Origin of the sequence: Polaribacter sp. NJDZ03 (genome assembly GCF_019263805.1) — a bacterium.
Classification (GTDB): Bacteria; Bacteroidota; Bacteroidia; order Flavobacteriales; family Flavobacteriaceae; genus Polaribacter.
The window spans coordinates 318,060-339,379 of record NZ_CP079195.1 but is presented as its reverse complement, the minus strand read 5'-3'; the positions used below and the strand labels follow the sequence as shown (position 1 = coordinate 339,379).

Annotated in this window: 16 protein-coding genes; 7 read left to right on the top strand and 9 right to left on the bottom strand. The window is 29.4% G+C overall.

From position 1 onward, the window contains the following. Positions 1–27 precede the first annotated feature (27 nt). The gene (locus KV700_RS01390; protein WP_218598795.1) at positions 28–687 is read left to right on the top strand and encodes a class I SAM-dependent methyltransferase; all 660 of its coding nucleotides are present in this window, start codon (positions 28–30) and stop codon (positions 685–687) included. Here the strand turns inward: KV700_RS01390 and KV700_RS01385 are convergent. Continuing rightward, entirely contained in the window at positions 677–1,051 is a 375-nt protein-coding gene (locus KV700_RS01385; protein ID WP_166384618.1) for a DUF2200 domain-containing protein, read from the bottom strand. The two genes, KV700_RS01390 and KV700_RS01385, sit on opposite strands and share 11 nt — an antisense overlap. 229 nt (positions 1,052–1,280) lie before the next feature. On the opposite strand from KV700_RS01385, the gene lon reads away from it, so the two are divergent. Next, the gene (lon, locus tag KV700_RS01380; RefSeq protein ID WP_166384616.1) at positions 1,281–3,734 is read left to right on the top strand and encodes an endopeptidase La; all 2,454 of its coding nucleotides are present in this window, start codon (positions 1,281–1,283) and stop codon (positions 3,732–3,734) included. Between the two features lie 324 nt (positions 3,735–4,058). Then, positions 4,059–4,853: a phosphocholine cytidylyltransferase family protein gene (locus KV700_RS01375; protein ID WP_218598794.1), complete on the top strand. Its 795-nt coding sequence runs from the start codon at positions 4,059–4,061 to the stop codon at positions 4,851–4,853. A 173-nt stretch (positions 4,854–5,026) separates the two neighbouring features. Here the strand turns inward: KV700_RS01375 and KV700_RS01370 are convergent, their stop codons facing one another. Together KV700_RS01370 and KV700_RS01365 are read right to left on the bottom strand one after the other, a co-directional pair. Continuing rightward, the gene (locus KV700_RS01370; RefSeq protein ID WP_218598793.1) at positions 5,027–5,542 is read right to left on the bottom strand and encodes an ankyrin repeat domain-containing protein; all 516 of its coding nucleotides are present in this window, start codon (positions 5,540–5,542) and stop codon (positions 5,027–5,029) included. Between the two features lie 64 nt (positions 5,543–5,606). Further along, entirely contained in the window at positions 5,607–7,139 is a 1,533-nt protein-coding gene (locus KV700_RS01365; RefSeq protein ID WP_218598792.1) for a catalase, read from the bottom strand. 102 nt (positions 7,140–7,241) lie between these two features. On the opposite strand from KV700_RS01365, the gene KV700_RS01360 reads away from it, so the two are divergent. Beyond that, positions 7,242–8,165, top strand: a complete 924-nt coding sequence (locus KV700_RS01360; protein ID WP_166384609.1) for a LysR substrate-binding domain-containing protein — start codon at positions 7,242–7,244, stop codon at positions 8,163–8,165. 403 nt (positions 8,166–8,568) lie between these two features. Beyond that, on the top strand, positions 8,569–9,678 hold the full coding sequence (locus KV700_RS01355) for an NAD(P)/FAD-dependent oxidoreductase (protein ID WP_166384607.1): 1,110 nt from the start codon (positions 8,569–8,571) through the stop codon (positions 9,676–9,678). 496 nt (positions 9,679–10,174) lie between these two features. Here the strand turns inward: KV700_RS01355 and KV700_RS01350 are convergent, their stop codons facing one another. The 5 genes from KV700_RS01350 to KV700_RS01330 all read right to left on the bottom strand — a co-directional run bounded on the left by KV700_RS01350 (position 10,175) and on the right by KV700_RS01330 (position 15,757). Next, positions 10,175–10,387, bottom strand: a complete 213-nt coding sequence (locus KV700_RS01350) for a heavy-metal-associated domain-containing protein (RefSeq protein WP_166384605.1) — start codon at positions 10,385–10,387, stop codon at positions 10,175–10,177. Positions 10,388–10,398: 11 nt separating this feature from the next. Then, complete coding sequence (locus KV700_RS01345) at positions 10,399–12,612, bottom strand: cation-translocating P-type ATPase (protein WP_218598791.1); 2,214 nt, start codon at positions 12,610–12,612, stop codon at positions 10,399–10,401. Positions 12,613–12,717: 105 nt separating this feature from the next. Next, positions 12,718–13,287 (bottom strand): AraC family transcriptional regulator, encoded by a 570-nt coding sequence (locus KV700_RS01340; RefSeq protein ID WP_166384603.1) that lies wholly within the window; start codon positions 13,285–13,287, stop codon positions 12,718–12,720. A 33-nt stretch (positions 13,288–13,320) separates the two neighbouring features. Beyond that, a complete protein-coding gene (locus KV700_RS01335) occupies positions 13,321–14,004 on the bottom strand; it encodes a TrkA family potassium uptake protein (protein WP_166384601.1) in 684 nt (227 codons plus the stop codon). 4 nt (positions 14,005–14,008) lie between these two features. Next, a complete protein-coding gene (locus KV700_RS01330) occupies positions 14,009–15,757 on the bottom strand; it encodes a TrkH family potassium uptake protein (RefSeq protein WP_218598790.1) in 1,749 nt (582 codons plus the stop codon). A gap of 519 nt (positions 15,758–16,276) precedes the next feature. Between KV700_RS01330 and priA the strand changes: the two genes are divergently transcribed. Then, on the top strand, positions 16,277–18,721 hold the full coding sequence (gene priA / locus KV700_RS01325) for a primosomal protein N' (RefSeq protein WP_218598789.1): 2,445 nt from the start codon (positions 16,277–16,279) through the stop codon (positions 18,719–18,721). A gap of 235 nt (positions 18,722–18,956) precedes the next feature. Here the strand turns inward: priA and KV700_RS01320 are convergent, their stop codons facing one another. After that, positions 18,957–20,132, bottom strand: a complete 1,176-nt coding sequence (locus KV700_RS01320) for a GlmU family protein (protein WP_218598788.1) — start codon at positions 20,130–20,132, stop codon at positions 18,957–18,959. 502 nt (positions 20,133–20,634) lie between these two features. Between KV700_RS01320 and KV700_RS01315 the strand changes: the two genes are divergently transcribed. Continuing rightward, on the top strand, positions 20,635–21,183 hold the full coding sequence (locus KV700_RS01315; protein WP_166384593.1) for an acyl-CoA thioesterase: 549 nt from the start codon (positions 20,635–20,637) through the stop codon (positions 21,181–21,183). The last annotated feature ends 137 nt before the right edge of the window (positions 21,184–21,320 follow it).

The window sequence follows — 21,320 nt, the reverse complement described above, 5'->3', positions numbered from 1 at the left end:
ATTGTGCGTGTTTTACTTTAAATTTCTATGGATAAAAAAACAAAGAAACCTTGGCCAACAAAAAAGGCAATGGAACAAGTTTACGAAATGAATCTTTGGGGAAGCAACAACGCTGAGTTTTATTCTGGTTCGGGCTCTCATCAACCAGAAATAATAGCACCTTATATAAAAACTATTAGTTCTTTTTTAACTTCTTTTAAAAGCCAAATTACTGTTTTAGATTTAGGATGTGGAGATTTTAATATTGGTAAAAAATTTGTAAAACTTACTCAAAAATATACGGCTATAGATATTGTCTTAGAATTGATAAAACACAATAAAGAAAACTTTAAAGCAGATAATTTAAAATTTGAATGTTTAGATATTGCTACGGATAATTTACCAATAGGAGATTGTATTATTTTAAGGCAAGTTTTGCAACATTTATCTAATGCAGAAGTACTAAGTGTTGTAGAGAAATTAACAAATTATAAATATGTTATTCTTACAGAACATCTTCCTTGTGATGATTTTATTCCTAATAAAGATATTATTTCTGGACAGGGAATCCGAATTAAAAAGAAAAGCGGAATTGACTTATTAGCGACACCTTTTAATATGAAGGTTAAAGAAGAAAAAGAATTATTGTCTTATACCTTAGAAGACGGAAAAGGCAAAATTGTGACTACACTTTATACTATTTTTTAGGCGCTTGCCTTAGTATCTTTTCCATCTTTTTCCCCTTCGCTAACTCATCAACTAATTTATCTAAATAACGAACTTGCTGTGTTAAAGAATTCTCTATCTCCTCTACTCTATAGCCACAAATCACACCCTTTATCAAATGTACATTTGGATGTAATGTTGCATTTTTAAAAAAAGTTTCAAAGGTAACTTCAGTAACTATCAGTTCTTTTAACTCTTTTTCATTATAACCAGTTAACCATTCAATTACTTCGTGTAATTCAGCGATACTTCTTCCCTTTTTTTCCACTTTTGTTACATAATGAGGATACACAGAAAAAAAATTCATATTTGCAATACGTTCATCATGATGACTTGTATCTTTCAAAATTGGAAATTAATTATTTTATTCAATCAAATTTACTAAAATTATAATAAGTTAAATACTTTAAAAGGAATCTAAACTATTTTAACCTTGGCATAACAATTGTTTTTATATATTAGAGATTAAGAAAAAATATTATTACCTTCTTGATTATCAATAAACTAAAAACAACGAATTGATATTGATCTTAAACTTTTTAAGAATCAATGTCAGTATGACAGAGATATAACAGATGAGCAAACCAAAAATAATGCATTTAGACAATATGTCGCTACATAGTATGTTGAATGAAGATTCTGAATTAATTCCGTTAATGACTCCAGAAGATGAGGAAATTATTAATAAGGAAAGCGTTCCAGAAGTTTTATCCATTTTACCTTTAAGAAACACCGTATTGTTTCCTGGTGTTGTAATACCAATTACAGCAGGTAGAGATGCTTCTATTCAATTAATAAAAGACGCTAACAAAGGCGATAAAGTAATTGGAGTGGTTGCGCAAAGAAATGAAGACGAAGAAGAACCTACTTTAAAAGACATTCATACAACTGGTGTTGTTGCGCAAATTTTACGTGTTTTAAAAATGCCCGATGGTAACACAACCGTTATCATTCAAGGTAAAAAACGTTTCGAGATCGATGCAATAATTCAAGACAAACCGTATTTAAAAGCAACGGTAAAAGAAGCGTTAGAAGACAGAAGTGTAGATGACGAAAAAGAATTTGAAGCAATTATAGAGTCTATTAAAGAACAAGCTTTAGAGGTAATTAAGGAAAACCCAATGTTACCTAGTGAAGCTTCTTTTGCTATTAAAAATATAAAATCAGATTCGTTTTTGGTGAATTTTATTTCATCTAATATGGATTTATCAGTAGCTCAGAAACAAGTCATTTTAGAAAAAGACAATCTAAAAGAACGTGCTTTATTAGCGTTGAAAAACCTAAACAAAGAGCTTCAGAAATTAAAATTACGTAATGATATTCAGTCTAAAACTCGCGAAGATTTAGACCAACAACAACGTGAATATTATTTAAATCAGCAATTAAAAACCATTCAGGATGAATTAGGTGGTGTTTCTAATGACGAAGAGTTAGAAGAAATGCGCAAGCAGGCTAAAACTAAAAAATGGAGCAAAGAAGTTGGTGAAACTTTTGAAAAAGAGTTAAATCGATTAAAAAGAATGAATCCGCAAGCTGCTGAATATGGTGTTCAGAGAAGCTATTTAGAATTGTTGCTAGAGTTACCTTGGGGAATTTACTCAAAAGATAAATTCGACTTAAAATTTGCTACTAAGGTTTTAGATAGAGATCATTTTGGTTTAGAAGAAGTAAAAGAAAGAATTATAGAACACTTAGCCGTTTTAAAGTTAAGAGGAGATATGAAATCGCCAATTATCTGTTTATACGGACCTCCGGGAGTTGGTAAAACTTCTTTAGGGAAATCTGTAGCAGAAGCATTAGGACGTAAATATATACGTATGTCTTTAGGTGGTTTGCGTGATGAAGCAGAAATTAGAGGACATAGAAAAACTTATATTGGTGCTATGCCAGGACGTTTAATTCAGAACTTAAAAAAAGCTGGAACTTCGAATCCTGTTTTTGTTTTAGATGAAATTGATAAACTAAGTAACAGTCATCAAGGAGATCCTTCTTCTGCAATGTTAGAGGTTTTAGATCCGGAACAAAACGAATCTTTCTACGATAATTATTTAGAGGTTGGTTACGATTTATCTAAAATACTTTTTATTGCTACTGCAAACAACTTAGGTCAAATTCCTTGGGCTTTGCGCGATAGAATGGAAATTATAAATGTTACTGGTTATACAATTGAAGAAAAAATAGAAATTGCTAAAAGACATTTATTACCAAAACAATTAAAAGAGCATGGTTTAGCAACTGCACATTTAAAGTTAGGTAAAAAACAATTAGAGCAAATTGTAGAAGGTTATACAAGAGAGTCTGGAGTACGTGGTTTAGAAAAGAAAATTGCAAAAGTGGTTCGTTTTGCTGCAAAATCTATCGCTTTAGAAGAGGAATATGACATTGCTATTTCTTCAGAAAAAATAGAAAAAATCTTAGGAACTCCAAGGTTTAGAGATAAATTCGAGAATAATGAAGTTGCTGGTGTAGTTACTGGATTAGCTTGGACAAGCGTTGGTGGAGATATTTTATTTATAGAATCTATTTTATCTAAAGGAAAAGGAAATCTTTCTATTACAGGTAATTTAGGAAATGTGATGAAAGAATCTGCAACGATTGCTTTGCAATACATAAAATCGAATGCAGAAGAATTTGGTATTAAACAAGAAATTCTAGAAAAATATAATGTACACATTCACGTACCAGAAGGCGCAACGCCAAAAGACGGACCAAGTGCAGGTATTACCATGTTAACTTCTTTAGTTTCTTCTTTTACACAACGTAAAATTAAAAACAAATTAGCCATGACTGGCGAAATTACGTTACGTGGAAAAGTATTACCAGTTGGCGGAATTAAAGAAAAAATATTAGCTGCTAAAAGAGCCAATATTAAAGAAATTATTCTGTGTAAAGAAAACGAAAAAGATATTTTAGAAATAAAAGAAAGCTACTTAAAAGGTATGACTTTCCATTATGTTACAGAAATGAAAGAAGTAATAGAAATTGCACTTACAAAGCAAAAAGTTAAAAATGCAAAGAAATTAGTATAAATAACTATTTCATAAACTAATAAAACCTCTATTTTACTGATATCAAATCGGTAATTAGAGGTTTTTTTACGCCTTTTAGAGAATGATTTTTTTATTTAATAAATTGTTAAAAATAAATAGTACCATTCAACTTAGGATAGTAAATTTGCCAAAAAAGGATTTTTAATAAACAATTATACAAGTCAATTATTACATTAATAGACTTTATAAATGTTCTTTAAATTATCTATAAACAAAATATTAAATCATTCAATTTAGTAAACATAAAAGCTTTTAAAAATGCTTTTATGTTTTTTTTTGATAGTATCCCCTAATTAATATTACATGACGAATACTTCTGAAAAGAACACCAACAATAATAGAATTACTACAGCTTTATTACTTGCTGCCGGAACCGGAAGTCGCCTTTTTCCTATCACTAAAGACGCTCCAAAATGCTTAACCTTAGTCAATGAAAAATCGATGTTGGCGCGTTTGGTTACCAATTTAACAGCACAAGGTTTTACACGTCTTATCATTGTAACAGGTTACAAACAAGAATGTATTGTAGACTTTTTAGGTAATCAAAAAGAAGGTTTAAATATTGAGTATGTACACAGTCCGTTATACAAAACCACCAACAATATTTACTCACTTTGGATGGCGCGTAATAGCATTAAAGAACCGTTTGTTTTAATAGAAAGCGACTTGGTTTTAGAAACATCCTTACTAACCAATATGGTGTATCCAGATAGAATGGCTGTAGCAAAAATGCAACCTTGGCTTAACGGAACCACAGTAACGATTAACAACCAAAATAAGGTAATTCAGTTTCAAGCAGGCACTACAGAAGCATATTCAGAAACACGTTATAAAACGGTAAATATTTATAGTTTCTCATTAGATTCTTGGCAAGAAGTTAGTAAAAAACTAAATCAATATATTGAAGAAGGAAGTGTAAATTCTTATTATGAAACTGTTTTTTCTGATTTGGTAGATGAACAAAAATTACAATTAGAAGCCGTTTCTTTCGATAAAAAACCTTGGTATGAAGTAGATAATATTGAAGATTTAGCGGAGGCAGAAAAATTATTTCCAGTAATTGTAGAGGAAGAAGAAATTGAATATGCCTTATATTAAATATTCTTTTAAAAGCTGTTTACTGCTTATAATTTATCTTAAGCAAAGTCAAAAAAACAATATCTTTTTCAATAGAGATTTCTGCTAAAAGCAGTTTTCTCTATTAAAAAAGGATGTCGTTTCAATAAGGACTAAGCTTGTTTATTCATTTTATTAAAAGCTAAAATATTTAATTACTTATTTAAAAGTGCTATCACAGCGGTATTTCCTTGCATAACCGCATGTTTTAAAGCAGTATTTCCTCTATTATCTGTTAAATTTTTATCAGCATTATTAGCCAATAAATATTTTACAATTTCTGTATGACCAAAAGTACTTGCATAAATTAAAGCAGTTGCTCCGTTATAATTTTGTGCATTAACTTCTGCTCCATTTTCTATCAATATTTTAACAATAGAAATAGATCCTTTAAAACAAACGCCCATTAAAGCTGTGTTACCAGATGCATCTTTAGCTTCTACGGCAACTCCTTTTTCTAATAAAAAAGCAACAACTTTTAGTTGGTTATTATAAGCCGATAAAATTAAAGGAGTAAAACCTTTAGTATCTGCTGTGTTTATAACATTATTGTCTAAAGTATAAAGAGCATTAATTTTATCTAAATTACCATTTCTAGAAGCATCAAAAATAGACTGAGCAGAAATAGTAGATGATAAAATTAGAATTAAAATAAATGTAATTTTTTTCATAATATATATAATTTAAAAAAGAGGAAGCTTAAACTTCCTCTTTGTAATTTGTTTTGTTATTTACTTAGTGGTTCATAAAATCTTTTGCAGAAAAACCAAGAGACTTTGCTACTCTCATTCCATACTCTTTATCTGCTTTATAGAAATAAGTAATCATTTTCATTTGAATCTTTTTATCAGTAACCTGACCTAAATCTCCTTTTAAATTTTTAATTAAATTATCTTGTTGTTGCTTAGAAAGCGATCTATAAAAATCTCCTACTTGTGCAAAATCATTTGTTTTAGAAATCTCTTTTTGTGTAATTGTTACGTTTGTTAGTGTAGTTTCCACTTGTTTATATTGTGGGTCTTCAACTAAAGAAGATCTACTACTTGGTTGGTAATTTACATCTGGGTTTTCAAACCTTTTGTTTCCGGCACTTAACCAACCATCAGAATTATAATTATTAGGATTTTTTAAAGGCTTATTAATTTCTAATTGCTGAAAATTAGGTCCTAATCTATGTCTTTGCGTATCAAAATAAGAAAACAATCTTCCTTGTAAAAGTTTATCTTCAGAAGGTTCTACACCTGGTATTAAAGCACCCGGAGAAAAAGCAATACTCTCTACTTGTTCAAAATAATTTACTGGGTTTTCGTTTAAAGTCATGGTACCAATCTTAATCTTTTCTATCTTATCTGCTGGCCAATCTTTGGTAGCATCTAAAGGCCAAAAATTAAAAGAATGCATATCTTCTGGCTTTATCAATTGCACATATAAATCCCATTGAGGATAATTTTTATCAGCAATATCTTTACGTAAACTTACCGTTGCATGTTGCCAATCTTTACCTTGTTGTATCGTTGCTTCTTCTGCTGTTAAGTTTTTTTCTCCTTGTTTAGAAACCCAAGAATACTTTACATAGGTTACTTTACCGGCTTTATTAATCCATTTATAACCATGTACACTACTTCCATTCATATATTGGTAGCCTTTTGGAGTTCCTAAATCTGTATACAATCTCGTAATTAGATGTGTAGATTCTGGTTGATGAGAAAAGAAATCGAAAAAACGATTAGGATCTTGCTTATTCGTTACTGGAGAAGGTTTTAAAGAGTGCACCATATCTGGAAATTTAATAGCATCTCTAATAAAAAAGACAGGTAAATTGTTACCAACAATATCATAATTACCTTGTTCTGTATAAAATTTTACAGCAAAACCTCTAGGATCTCTTGCTGTTTCTGGAGAACCTTTTCCGTGAATTACGGTAGAAAAACGAACGGCTAAATCCGTCTTTTTCCCTGCTTCTGCAAATAATACAGCTCTAGTGTAATCAGACATATCTTTTGTTGCTTCAAAGTAACCAGACGCTCCTGCTCCTCTTGGGTGCACTACCCTTTCTGGAGTTCTTTCTCTATCAAAAGCCGCTAACTTTTCTATTAAATGAATATCTTCTAATAAAACAGGTCCGTACTCGCCTACCGTTTTAGAATTTTGATTGTCACCAACAGGAACTCCTCCATTTGTTGTAATTGTGTTTTTGCCGCTATTGTTTTGTGCAAATCCAAAAAGGGCTACAGATAAAGCGATAAATGTTATTAATCGTGTTTTCATTTGTAATTGATTTTATTTATAATTAAAGTACAAATATCAATCAGGCCCTCTCATAAATCAAATTAATAGTTTATATCCTTGTATTGCTAAAATCAATATAACATGACCCTCCAACAATTAGAATATGTAATTGCCCTAGACACCTATAGGCATTTTGTAAAAGCTGCCGAAAAATGTTTTGTTACCCAACCAACAATTACAATTCAAGTTAAAAAGTTAGAAGACGAAATTGGTTTTTCTATCTTCGATAAAAGTAAATCTCCATTTAAACCCACAAATTTGGGCGAAGTATTTATTAATAAAATTAAAGTAATATTAAGGGAAGTTAGCGAGTTAAAAAACATGGTAAATACCGAATTAGATAGTATGAACGGTGTTTATAAAATAGGAATTATCCCCACTGTTTCTCCCTATTTAATTCCATTAATTTCTGGTTCATTTTCAGAAAAATACCCAAACACCACATTAATTATCGAAGAAATGCAGACAGAAAACATTATTGCTGCATTAAAAAATAAAGAAATTCACATTGGTATTTTAGTAACTCCGCTTAACGAATCTTTTATAAGAGAAATAAAATTATACAACGAACCATTTGTGTTTTACGGACAAAAAGGACAGTTTCCGGAAGATAAAAAAGTAGTTTCTGCAAAAGAAATAGAAAATTTAGATAATATTTGGCTGTTAAAAAGCGGACATTGTTTTAGAAATCAGGTTTTAAAGATTTGCTCTAAAAACACAAACCCAAAAAGTATTCAATTTCAAAGTGGTTCTATAGAAGCTTTAAAAAAGATGGTAGATAATTATGGCGGATTTACCTTAGTACCCGAAATGGCGATTAATAAAAACGACATTGGTTGTCATATTAATTTCGAAGATCCAAAACCTATAAGAGAAGTTAGTATAGCAATACATCATTCTTTAGCAAAAGACCATTTAATAGACGCTATTCGATTAGAGGTTTTAAATAAAATACCGACAGAATTTGTAAAAAACAACCGATTTATTAAAATTAATTGGAAGTAATTTAAAATTCTTTTTTAGAAGCTATTTCCTGCTTTCCACTATATCTTTTTTTTCGTCCCTAAAAAAAAGGATGTCGTTTCAATCAGGGCTAAACTTGTTTGTTCACTTTATTTAAAAACAAAAGACTCATATAAATTCTATTTATTATTAAACCTTAAAAAAAAGTAAAATCACTTTTTAAAACGGTTCTATAATCTAATTTTAATACTTAACCTCTCCTTCTTCCATAAGAACAAAAACTAACGTTACATTAAAAAATAACTAGTATCTAAGAACTCATTTAAACTACTAACTATAAACAAACTAGCACTCTATAAAACTCATATATTAAAATCTTTATTTTATCTATTTTATTTTTATTATAATTAAAATAGAATTATTTTACACCAATATTTAAAAGTCTATGAATAATTTTGATGTAGTTATTGTTGGTGGTGGTACTGCTGGTTTAATGTTAGCTAGAGAGCTTGGTAATTTTAAACAAAAAACACTTATTTTAGATAGAAAAGATAATTTATTAGAGTTTTCTTTTAACACACTTGGTAGTTTTATAAATTTAGAAGATTTCAATTTATCTACAGAAGTTGTAGCACAACAAATAGATACACTCGTTTTTCAATCTAAAAGGGTAAAAAGAGAAATTAAAAACATTAATATGTATGTTTTAGACAAAAAGAAACTGCATGAAGAACTTATTAATTCTTTAGACACAAACTACGTAACCATAAAAACTGAAGTTCATATTAAAGATGTTTTAAAAGATGATGCGGGGCTATTTACCTGTGTTACAGATAAAAATGAAAACCAATATTTTGGAAAAATTATTGTGGACGCATCTGGTACAAATGGAATTATTAGTAAAAAAATAGGATTAAGACAAAAGAAAGGAAAACTAGCAACTGGAGTTGAATATAATGTTGAGTATTTAGGAGAATCAAATAAAATGTATCTTTTAAGTGGTAAAGATTATCAAGGTGGTTATGGGTGGATTTTTCCATTAAAAAATAAAAGAGCAATTATTGGTTTTGGAACCTACAATGAAGCCATTATAAAAAATTTAAAACCTAGGTTAAATGAGGTTTTAAACTTACCATTAATTAAAAAATTAGTTAGAAAAGATAATGACAAAGTAGAAGGTGCTAGCGTACCAATTACCCCCGTCTTAGAAAAATTTGTAATTAATAACTTAGTTTGTGTAGGTGATAGTGTTTCTCAAGTAAACCCTATTGTTGGAGAAGGTTACAAGTTTATTTTTGAAGCGGCTATAATGGCAAGCAAGGCTATACATAAATCTTTACAAGAACAAAATATCAATTTTTTAAGTGAATATGAAACTGAATGGAAAAATAGATTTTCAGCAAACTATAAGCGCTCTAAAAGTGCACAAGAAAAAATATTTAAGTACTCTAATAATGATGTTGTAATGGATATAGCATTACTATCAATGAGACTGCGTTCTAATGATAGAATTATCCGTTCTATATCCGGTGAATATGGACTTGAAAAAAATTAAATTTTATAATACAATCTAAATAAAAACCTCTAAAACTGAAATTCAATTCAATTTTTAGAGGTTTAATTTTTTTAATAACTAATATTTAATTTATTATACCCCCTCATTATCTGTATTTAATCACTCACCTCCTTTAGAGTCATAAAAAAAGCATCAAACTCATACCTATCAAAAATTACGCATCCCGTCTTGGTTTTTAATATCTATTACATAAAACCTTTTTGAATCAATCTAAAGAAATTTCTCAGACTTTAAATCAGCTTATTTTCTTTGGTAAATGAATTACTTCTCCAGTATTACAATAGATATCTTACTATTATACCTTTCTGTAACTCTTATAAAAACACACCTATTTTTATAAGAGATATTGTTATTTACAATTTCCTTCAGCTTGAAATTTAATACTAAAAAAAGTAAAGCTCAAAACACCATAAATTAGTGTTTTGAGCTTTATAATATGTAAATTATAATAAAGATGTTTGTGCAAACTACTTATTTATTGAATTTCTTCAATTTCAAAACCAGCACTTTTAACAGCTTTTAAAACACTCTCTTTATCTTCATCATCTAATTTTACTTCTAAAACTTTATCATCATGCTCTAAATCTACTTTCCAAAAATCTAAGTTATCTAAATCGTTTAGCACAGGTGTTACAGATTTAATGCAGCTACCACAATGAATATTTGTTTTGTATTTTACGGTTGTCATAATTTTTATTTTTAATTTAATTTTTTATTTTTTAATCTTAAACTGTTAGAGAGTACAGAAATAGAACTCATAGACATGGCTGCACCCGCAATCATTGGGTTTAATAAAAAACCATTGATAGGATATAACGCTCCTGCAGCAATTGGTATTGCAATAATATTATAAATAAATGCCCAGAATAAGTTCTGTTTTATAGTTTTCATCGTTTCTTTAGACAATAAAATGGCTTTAGAAATCTGTTTTAAATCGGAATGCATTAAGGTAATTCCAGCACTTTCCATAGCAATATCTGTTCCGCTTCCCATGGCAATACCAACATTAGCTTGTGCCAAAGCATGAGAATCGTTTATACCGTCTCCCGCCATTGCTACAATTTTTCCCTGTGCTTGTAGTTCTTTAACAAAAGCACCTTTGTCTGCTGGCATTACATTGGCTTTATAGTTTTTTATCCCAACTTTGTTGGAAATAGCTTTTGCCGTTTGTTCATTATCACCCGTAAGCATGTATATATCGATACCCATTTGCTGTAATTTTTGAATGGCTGCAAGTGTTGTTTCTTTTACTTTATCGGCCACTGCAATAATACCCACAACATTATTTTGATGCGCTACATAAACGACCGTTTTAGCTTCTATTTTTAATTCGTTTGCTTTTGTGTTTAAATCAATCGGAATTGTAATATCCTTTTGAAGCATTAAACTTTCATTACCTATGTAATAGAGTTCTTCATTAAATTTTGCTTCTGCGCCTAAACCAGTGATACTTAAGAAAGAATCGATAGCAACACTTTTAGTATCTAACTCTTTTAAATAAGCTACAATTGCTTCTGCAATAGGATGTTCTGACTGTGTTTCTATCGCCAAAACTACTTTTTGTAATTCGGTGGATGAAGTGTTTTTATCCCAAATTAAATCGGTTACTTTTGGTTTCCCTTCTGTTATAGTACCTGTTTTATCTAAAATTAAAGTATCAATTTTATATGCTGTTTCTAGCGCTTGTGCGTCTTTAATTAAAATTCCTTGCTGTGCTCCTTTTCCTATTCCTACCATTAAAGCTGTTGGCGTTGCCAAACCTAGCGCACACGGACAAGCAATTATTAGAACCGTAATTGGCGTTAGTAATGCGTACGTTAATGATGGTTCTGGACCTAATAAATACCATAAAACAGCAGTAATTAAAGCCAAACTAATTACAACCGGAACAAAAATTCCTGCAATTTTATCTGCCATTTTTTGAATGGTTGGTTTGCTAGATTGCGCTTCTTCTACTAATTTAATTATTTGAGAAAGCAAAGTTTCATCACCAATTTTATTGGCAATAATTCTTAAAGATCCTTTTTGATTAATGGTACCAGCAAACACTTTACTTCCTTTTATTTTTTCAACAGGAATCGGTTCTCCAGAAATCATGCTTTCATCAATAAAAGAGATTCCTTTTTTTACTTTTCCATCTACAGGAATTTTATCTCCTGGTTTTAAAATGATCAGTTCTCCTTTTAAAATTTCATCATACGTAATTACTTTTTCTTCTCCATTTCTAATAGCTGTTACTTTTTTAGGTTGTAAACCCATTAATTTCTTAATGGCTGAAGATGTTTTACTTTTTGCTTTTTCTTCAAAAAAACGTCCTAATAGAATTAAGGTTATAATAATTACTGCCGATTCGAAATACACATGCGGCACAAGTCCTTTACTTAAAAAATATTGCGGATTTATGGTATTAAAAACACTGAATAAAAATGCAATTCCGGTACTTAATGCCACAAGTGTATCCATATTTGTGGAAAACTTCTTTAACCTTTTCCAAGCAATCGTATAAAATTCTGATCCACTATAAAATAAAACAGGCAGTGCAAGTAGCATCATAATCCAGTTTTCATAAGGTATTTTTCCCATAAGAAACATAGACATGATAAAAATAGGTACAGAAAATATAGCAGCGAAAATCAACTTCCTTTTAAGGGAAATCAATCTTTTTTTCTCTAATATTTCAAACTCCTTTTTAGTGTCTTTCCTATTTCCTGTAATTAGTTTAAAACCTATTTCCTTTACTTTTTTAGAAATTGTTTCAAGTGAAATAGTATTTTCATCGTACTTTATGGTTACCGATTGATTTGGGTAATTTACAGCAACTTCCAAAATCCCTTTCTGTGGTTTTAAATAAGATTCTATACTAATTGCACACGACGCACAAGTCATTCCAGCTACTTTATATTGTTCTTTCATGCTATCATCAATTTATTGTATCACAAAAATACAGTTACTGTTTGCATAAAAGGTTACACAATTCCTACTATCATTTGTATAATTATGCCATAATGATTTTTAACTTTAAAGACTATCTAACGGTTGATGATTGGGGTCTTTCATCTTTTTAAACTGAGAAGGAGACATGCCTGTTTCTTTTTTAAACTGAGCAGAAAGGTGTGCCACACTGCTATAATTCATTTGAAAGGCAATTTCCGATAACGTATATTCTTTGTAAAAAAGAAGTTCTTTTACGTGTTCTATTTTTTGCTTTAAAATAAATTTCTCAATAGTAATTCCTTCTACAGAAGAAAAAAGTCTGCTAAGAGAAGCATATTCATGTTGTAATTTATCAGCAATATAATCAGAAAAATTAATGGTTAAAGGTTCTTTAGAATGATGAATTTGAGCTACAATTAACGCTTTTATCTGAGTAATCATTTTTTGACTTTTATCTTCTAAAAGTTCAAAACCTCTTTCCTTTAAACGTGCACTCAACAATAATTTTAGCGTATTATTTATTTCTAAATTACTTTCTAATTTACCTAATTGAATATCCTTAACAGATATTTTTAAATCTTCACAAATTTCTTTTACCACGTCAATACAACGTGGGCAAACCATGTTTTTAATGTAAATAACGTTTGTTTTCATTTTAAAAATTTTAATAAATATTACTGAGGTTTATTATTGGTTTGTAAAGTTTCTTAAATCTTTATTCGCACCATAAATTACTAAAATATCATTTTCATCAAGAACAGTATCTGGTGCAATAACACCTTGTACTTGTTCTTCATTTCTAGATCTTCCTACAACTGTTTTTACTTTTGTTTTTTTAATGGTAGTTAAGGCTAAGATATTATACTTTCTACGCAACTGAATTTCTTTAATACTGCTACCAATGTATCTTGTAGGAATATTTACTTCTATAATACTAAAATCTGCACTTAACTCAAAAGAATCTACCACGTTTGTTAAACATAATTTTTTTGCCCATCGTTCTGCAGATTCTTCTTCCGGATGCACAATTTCTTCAATACCAATGGCATTTAAAACTTTTTCGTGTAAAGGATTAATTGCTCTACTAATTAAGCGTTTTACTTGCAAATTTTTAAACAAAGCGGTTGTCATTACATTGGCACCTTGGTCTTGGCCAAAGGCAATAATAACAATATCTGTATCACTTAAAGGGAGCCCAGAAACAGTAGATTCATCTGTAGAATCCATACAAATAGTATGTGAAATTCTTTCTTTATACATTTCTACTTTTGCCATATTACTGTCTATTCCTATAACTTCATTTCCTTGCGTTGTTAATTTCTCAGCTAAAGGCCCTCCAAAATTTCCTAGTCCTACAATAATATACTTCATAATTTTAGTTTATTGTTATTTCTTCGCTTGGATAGCGATAATTTTTATGTTTAATTTTTTTGAAAACCGCTACCATTATAGAAAGCATACTTACTCTTCCAATAAACATAATAGCAATTACAACTATTTTACTTGCCGTACCCAGACTTGCTGTAATACCTAAACTTAACCCTACGGTACTATATGCAGAAAAACTTTCGAAAGCGATGTTTAATAATTTTAATTCGGGGTTAAATATGGTAATAAGCATAACTCCCAAACCTATTATAATTAATGAAAGTGCTATAGTGGCAAATGCTCTTTTTACCGAAATATCGGCAATTTCTCTTCGATATACTTCTATTCTATTTTTACCTTTTGCAAGACTTAATATATTTAAAATTGCAATGGCAAAAGTACTGGTTTTAATTCCACCTCCGGTGGATGCAGGAGAAGCCCCAATCCACATTAATAAAAAAGTAATCATTATGGTAGGTGATGCCAAAGCATTTAGGTCTACAGAGTTAAAGCCTGCCGTTCTTGGTGTTGTAGCAATAAATAAAGCATTTACCATTTTTCCAAAAAGAGAGTGTTCTTCTAAAGTATTGTGGTATTCTATAATAAAGAAAAGTATAAATGCAATAGAGGTAAGTGATAAAGTGGTTATTAAGTTAATGCGGCTATTAATTTTTAAAATCCAAGGTTTATACCTTTTTCTGTAAGATTGAAATTTAAAAAAATTTAAAATTACGTGTTTTAAATAATTTAAAAGATTTACAACAATAGGAAACCCTAAACTACCTAAAAAAAAAGTAGCAATAATAACCAGTTGTAGCGGGTAATTAAAACGAAAACCAACTTGGTAAATACTATTACTTAATGTAGAAAAACCAGCGTTACAAAAAGCAGAAATAGCATGAAAAATGGAGAAAAATGATTTGTCTGCAAAATTGGTAATTAATTGATCTCCTAAAGAAATATAAATAAGCAAAGCTGCACTTAACTCTACCGTTGCAGTAATTACAATAATATTTTTTAAGGTATTAAAAACTCCACCAATTCTTTGTGAGTTTGTCATTTCACTTAAAGTTAGTTGATTTTCATAAGTACTACCTCCTTTAAAAAAATAACTAAAATAACTGGCAAAAGTTAAAATACCTAAACCACCAATTTGAATAAGAACAAGGATAATAGATTGACCAAATACTGTAAAATAAGTTCCTGTATCTACCACAGATAAACCGGTAACACAAACAGCACTTGCAGACGTAAATAAAGCATTTATAAAAGACAAACCACTGTGTGTTGCTTTTGGCAACATTAACAATAAACTACCTAAAAAAATAATGATTAAAAAACTTAAAATAAATAACTGAGCAGGATTCAAGTAAATTCTTTTCAAATTTAATTTCAGTTCAGAAAATTCTCTAATAAATGATAAAATAACAGCTAAAACAAGCCACAACGGATTTTCTAAAACTAAATCTGTTTGAAAAGCTTCTCCTACAAATAAATACATATAAAAGATGCCTAACGAATACACCACAGAAAGTAAATCAAATACTGCTACATTTCTTTTTAAGAGATGCGGACTCGCAAAATATCTTACAAAAGTAGCCATTAAACCTAAAGCAATTACAACAAAATAGAACCCATCTATAATTTGTTGTACTAATATACTTTGATCAAAACCAAAATGAAATATAAAGGCAAACAGTCCTAAAACACTTGCCCAAAATGCAATTTTATATATTTTTTTGTAAGCAAAATTCATTAAGTAAAAGTAATCTACCTAATTAATATTTTTATTAAAATTTAAAAGTTTTTTAACCAATAAGATATGTTCTAATAATTCTAAAAGAATATTGTTTTCTTATATATATAACGTCTTTAATTTGCGTTATTAGTTATTATAACACCTGTTTTTTCATAAAATAATTAAATGTATTCTACCCAATACTAAATTTAATAAAGAAAATAACCATCAAAAGCAATAAAAAACATTTAGCTACTACAAATTTTATATTTTTTAGGCAGCATAGTAATTTGTTCTAGAGAAAAAACACCTTTTTAAAAATAAATTCAAGATTAATTTCTTGTACTCTCTTTTTAAATCTCAATAGAAAAAAAGCGCTATTTTAATTCTAATTTTATGTAATTTTGAATCCATCGTTAATTTTTATATTATTGAAGTCGATTAACAAAATTGATTTCTATTTAAGAAGAGAAATCTTTTAATAAAATTTTATATTTCTTAAAATAATATAACAACAAATAATTAAAAAACAACTATTTGTCACATTTCATAGACGTCATACTACCTATTCCTATCCAGAAAACATTTACGTATTCTGTTACAGAAGATGAAGCTAATTTTCTAAAAAAAGGAATGCGTGTTGCAGTTTCTTTTGGAAAATCTAAAATGTATTCTGCTTTAGTTTTAAACATTCATAAAACTAGGCCTGTTTTGTATGAAGCCAAAGAAATTCATCAGATTTTAGATGAAGTTCCTTTGGTAAATGAATTACAATTAAAACATTGGCAATGGATTTCTAATTATTATGTATGTTCTTTAGGTGATGTGTATAGAGCTGCTTTGCCTTCTGCCTTTTTGTTAGAAAGCGAAACCATTATCAATAAAAATGAAGATTTTTCTGATGATGCTATTTTAGCAGATGATGAGTTTTTAATTTTTGAAGCTTTACAACATCAATCTCAATTAACCATTCATCAAGTAATTGCTATTTTAGGAAAGCAAAAAGTAATGCCTATAATAAACTCTTTAATCAAAAAAGAAGCAATTATAATTAAAGAAGAAATTTACGAACAGTACAAACCAAAACTGGTGAAATATGTTCGTTTACATGCAGATTATTCTTCGGATGATTCTTTAGGTAAACTATTAGAAGAATTATCTAGAGCAAAAAAACAACGGGAAGCTGTTTTAGGTTATTTTCAATTATCTACTTCTAAAAAACCAATAAAAGCAAAAGATTTAGAAGAAAAAGCAACTGTTTCTGCTACCATTTTAAAATCTTTGGTTGATAAAAATATTTTTGAATTTTACCACATTCAAACAGATAGAATTGAGTTTAATGGAGACACCAATGATTTAAAAGTGCTAAATGAATTTCAAGAAAAAGCACTTTCAGAAATTAAGGAAACCTTTAAAGAAAAAGACGTTACACTTTTACACGGAATTACAAGTTCTGGTAAAACGGAGGTATATACAAAGTTAATTCAAGAAGTATTAGACCAAGGTAAACAAGTAGTATTCTTGTTGCCAGAAATTGCATTAACTACGCAAATAATTACACGTTTACAGTTTTATTTTGGAGAACAAATTTCTGTTTTTCACTCTAAATATTCTATGAATGAACGTGTAGAAGTTTGGAATAATGTTTTAGAAAACAAACCAAAAGCACGCATTATTTTAGGGGCTCGTTCATCTATCTTTTTACCTTTTTCTAATTTAGGTTTAATTGTGGTTGATGAAGAACACGAAACTTCTTATAAACAATTTGAGCCTTCACCTAGATACAATGCACGAGATTCTGCTATTGTTTTAGCAAAACTTCATAATGCTAAAATCTTATTGGGTTCTGCTACTCCATCTATAGAAACCTATTTTAATGCACAACAAAATAAATATGGTTTAGTTACATTAAATCGTCGTCATGGAAATGTACAATTACCAAAAATAGAATTAATAGACGTAAAGGAAAAGCAGCGAAAAAAGGAAATGACTGGTCATTTTTCTGATCGTTTGCTAAAACTAATTCAGGAAGCTTTAGACTTAAAAGAACAAGTAATTTTGTTTCAGAATAGACGTGGGTTTTCACCAGTGGTAGAATGTAATACTTGTGGAGTATCACCAGAATGCCCAAATTGTGATGTCAGTTTAACCTATCATAAATTTAGACACGAACTGCGTTGTCATTATTGTAACTATCAAAGATCCATGCCAAATAGTTGTGGTGCTTGTGGTAGCAACACTTTAGACAATAAAGGTTTTGGAACCGAGCAAATTGAATTAGAATTAACAGCCTTATTTCCCGATTTTAAAATTGGAAGAATGGATTTAGATACCACTCGTGGAAAATATGGGTATCAAAAAATAATTGGTGCTTTTGAAGCCAAAGAAATAGATGTTTTAGTGGGAACGCAAATGCTTTCTAAAGGGTTAGATTTTGAGAATGTAACATTAGTTGGCATTATAAATGCAGATTCTATGTTAAATTTTCCAGATTTTAGAGCACATGAACGCGCGTATGATATGATGGTGCAAGTTTCTGGAAGAGCAGGAAGAAGTAAAAAACAAGGAAATGTAGCCATACAAACCTACAACCCTCATCATAAAATATTGCAGCAAGTATCTACTACAAGTTATGCCGAAATGTATAAAGAACAATTGCAAGAACGCTGGCAATATAAATATCCGCCTTATTATAGGTTGATAAAAATCACCCTAAAACACAAAGATTATAACAAAGTTGATAGTGGTGTAAATTGGCTTTTTAAAGCATTGTCTAGTTCTTTTGGTGAAAACGTTTTAGGCCCAACTGCACCAGCTGTTTCTAGAGTTAGAAACCAATATATTAAGAATATTGTCATTAAAATTCCGCCAAAACAAAATTTAGCACAAACAAAAAAACAACTTCAAAAGATAAAAGATACTTTTGAAGCTGTTAAAGATTTTAGACCTATCCGATTTATTACGGATGTGGATGCGTATTGATTTAGTTGGCAGTGTTCAGTTGCCAGTGCACAGTCTCAGTTTCCAGTAAGAAGCTAACCGCTTTCGCTAGCGAGAGCGTCCCGCTCGTGAAGACTCCGGTACAATTTTGTCTTTAATTTTAAAACTCGCTCATAACGATACGAGCGTTTATGTGAGTATTAATTAGTTGGCAGCACTCGTCTCAGTTTTCAGTTACAAGCTAACTGCCTACTGCAACTGAAAACTGCAAACTTTTTTAGTAATTTCTATATTTTTTCGTTTCTTCAAAAACGTGTTCTAATATTTTTTGATCTTTTTCATCAAAAATCATATCTCTACGCTTCATAACCACTTCTGCCACTTCAAAAACTTTATTGGTTTTATATTCTGTAAATCCAGAAGCGCCTCCCCAACTAAAAGACGGAATAAAATTCCTTGGAAATCCACTACCAAAAATATTAGCACTTACACCAACTACCGTACCTGTATTAAACATAGTGTTAATACCACATTTAGAGTGATCTCCCATCATTAAACCACAAAACTGTAAGCCTGTTTTGGCAAAACGACCAGTTTCATAATCCCATAATTTTACTTCTGCATAGTTATTTTTAAGATTAGAGTTATTAGTATCTGCACCTAAATTACACCATTCTCCTATTACCGAATTTCCAAGATAACCATCGTGTCCTTTACTTGAATATGCAAATAAAACAGCATTACTTATCTCACCACCTACTTTACAATAAGGTCCTAAAGTGGTTGCTCCAAATATTTTTGTCCCTAATTTTACAACGGCATTTTCACACATAGCAAAAGGTCCTCTAATTGCAGAATTTTCCATAACAACAGCATCTTTACCAATATAAATAGGCCCTGTAGATGCGTTTAAAGTTGCAAAAGTAATTTCTGCTCCTTCTTCTATAAAAATATTTTCTTTATTCAAATACCTTGTACCTTCTGGTATAGGTTCCGATTCTCTTCCTTCTGTAATTAAATCGAAATCTTGTTGAATGGCTTTTTCATTTAAAGAAAAAATATCCCACGTGTTTTTAACTTGTATTAAATCTTCATCAAACTCAATTTGAGTATACTCATCAAAATTCACTTCTTCTTGAGAATCTGAAGTAAAAAAAGCAATGACATCATCACCTTTAAAAATAGCTTCATTTTTTGATAAATTTTTTACTTTTTCAATCAAATTTTCAGTCGGACAAAAAGAGGCGTTGATTAAAATATTTTCTTCCATTTCTACCATCGGATATTTTTCTTCTAAATATTCCTGAGTAATAGTTGTGGTTGTTAAACCTAAATATTTTTCCCATTTTTCTCTAATGGTTAATATTCCTATTCTAATGTCTGCAACTGGTTTTGTATATGTAAAAGGTAATAGAGCGTTTCTAACATCTCCATCAAATAGAATATAATTCATTTTTTCTTTTTAAAAGTGGCACAAATTTACTTTAAAATGAGCATAAAAAATACGAATTGTATTAATTACAGTTCCTTTTTATCAACTCTTAAATAAAATAGCACTTTTTTTATGCTATTCTAAAACATTATTTATTCTAATATTAACATATCATAAAATTTAGGTGCTACTTTTATATAAAATTCTGTAAATGGAAGTATATTTTAACTTCAAAAATTGTTTTCTTAATATTATTTATCAAAAATCACTAAAAAATGTATTTTAAAAGTTCTTTTAAATTAAAATACCGCCACAAGTAATCATATAATTTTACACCTTTAATAATAAAGAATCCATAATAATTACTTCATTAAACTAATAAATACCTAATAATAGATAATAAGTACTCTTTTTTATTTAAGAGCGTAAATAAAATGATATTTTAGCTTTATTAGAAACAAAAATAGGCAACGATAATATTTAAGTTATAGAAGGCCTATTCTTATAAGCTTAAAACTAAATTATGACTAAACAATTTAAATACATTAAAGAATCGCAAGTAAAGATTATGGAGTTAATGAAACCATCCAACTCTAATTTTAGTGGTAAAATTCATGGAGGTTATATTTTAAATTTGATGGATCAAATTGCTTTTGCTTGTGCTTCTAAACATTCTGGAAATTACTGTGTAACAGCTTCTGTAAATAAAGTAGATTTTTTAAATCCTATTGAAGTTGGTGAGTTGGTTACCATGAAAGCTTCTATTAATTTTACTGGTAGAACCTCTATGGTAGTTGGTTTACGTGTAGATTCTGAAAACATTAGAACTGGAGAAACAAAACATTGTAATTCTTCTTATTTTACAATGGTAGCAAAAGATGATGATGGAAAAAGTACTCCAGTACCAGGTATTATCTTAACAACAAAAGACGAAGTAAGACGTTTTGCCAGAAGTATTACTAGACAAAATGAAGGAAGAAATAGAACATCTCGTTTTCATAGTAAAGTTTTTAAAGTAGATGAATACATTCACTTATTAGAAGAAAGCAATGCTAAAATTGACTTAAAATAAGATTTTACTTGTTCTATAGACATATAAAAGAGCTATGCTAAGAGACTCAAAAAATATTAATCTTAGATTATTACTTTTGTAAAATAAAAAAACCGAGTAAAATTAATTTTACTCGGTTTTTTTATATCTTAAAATGT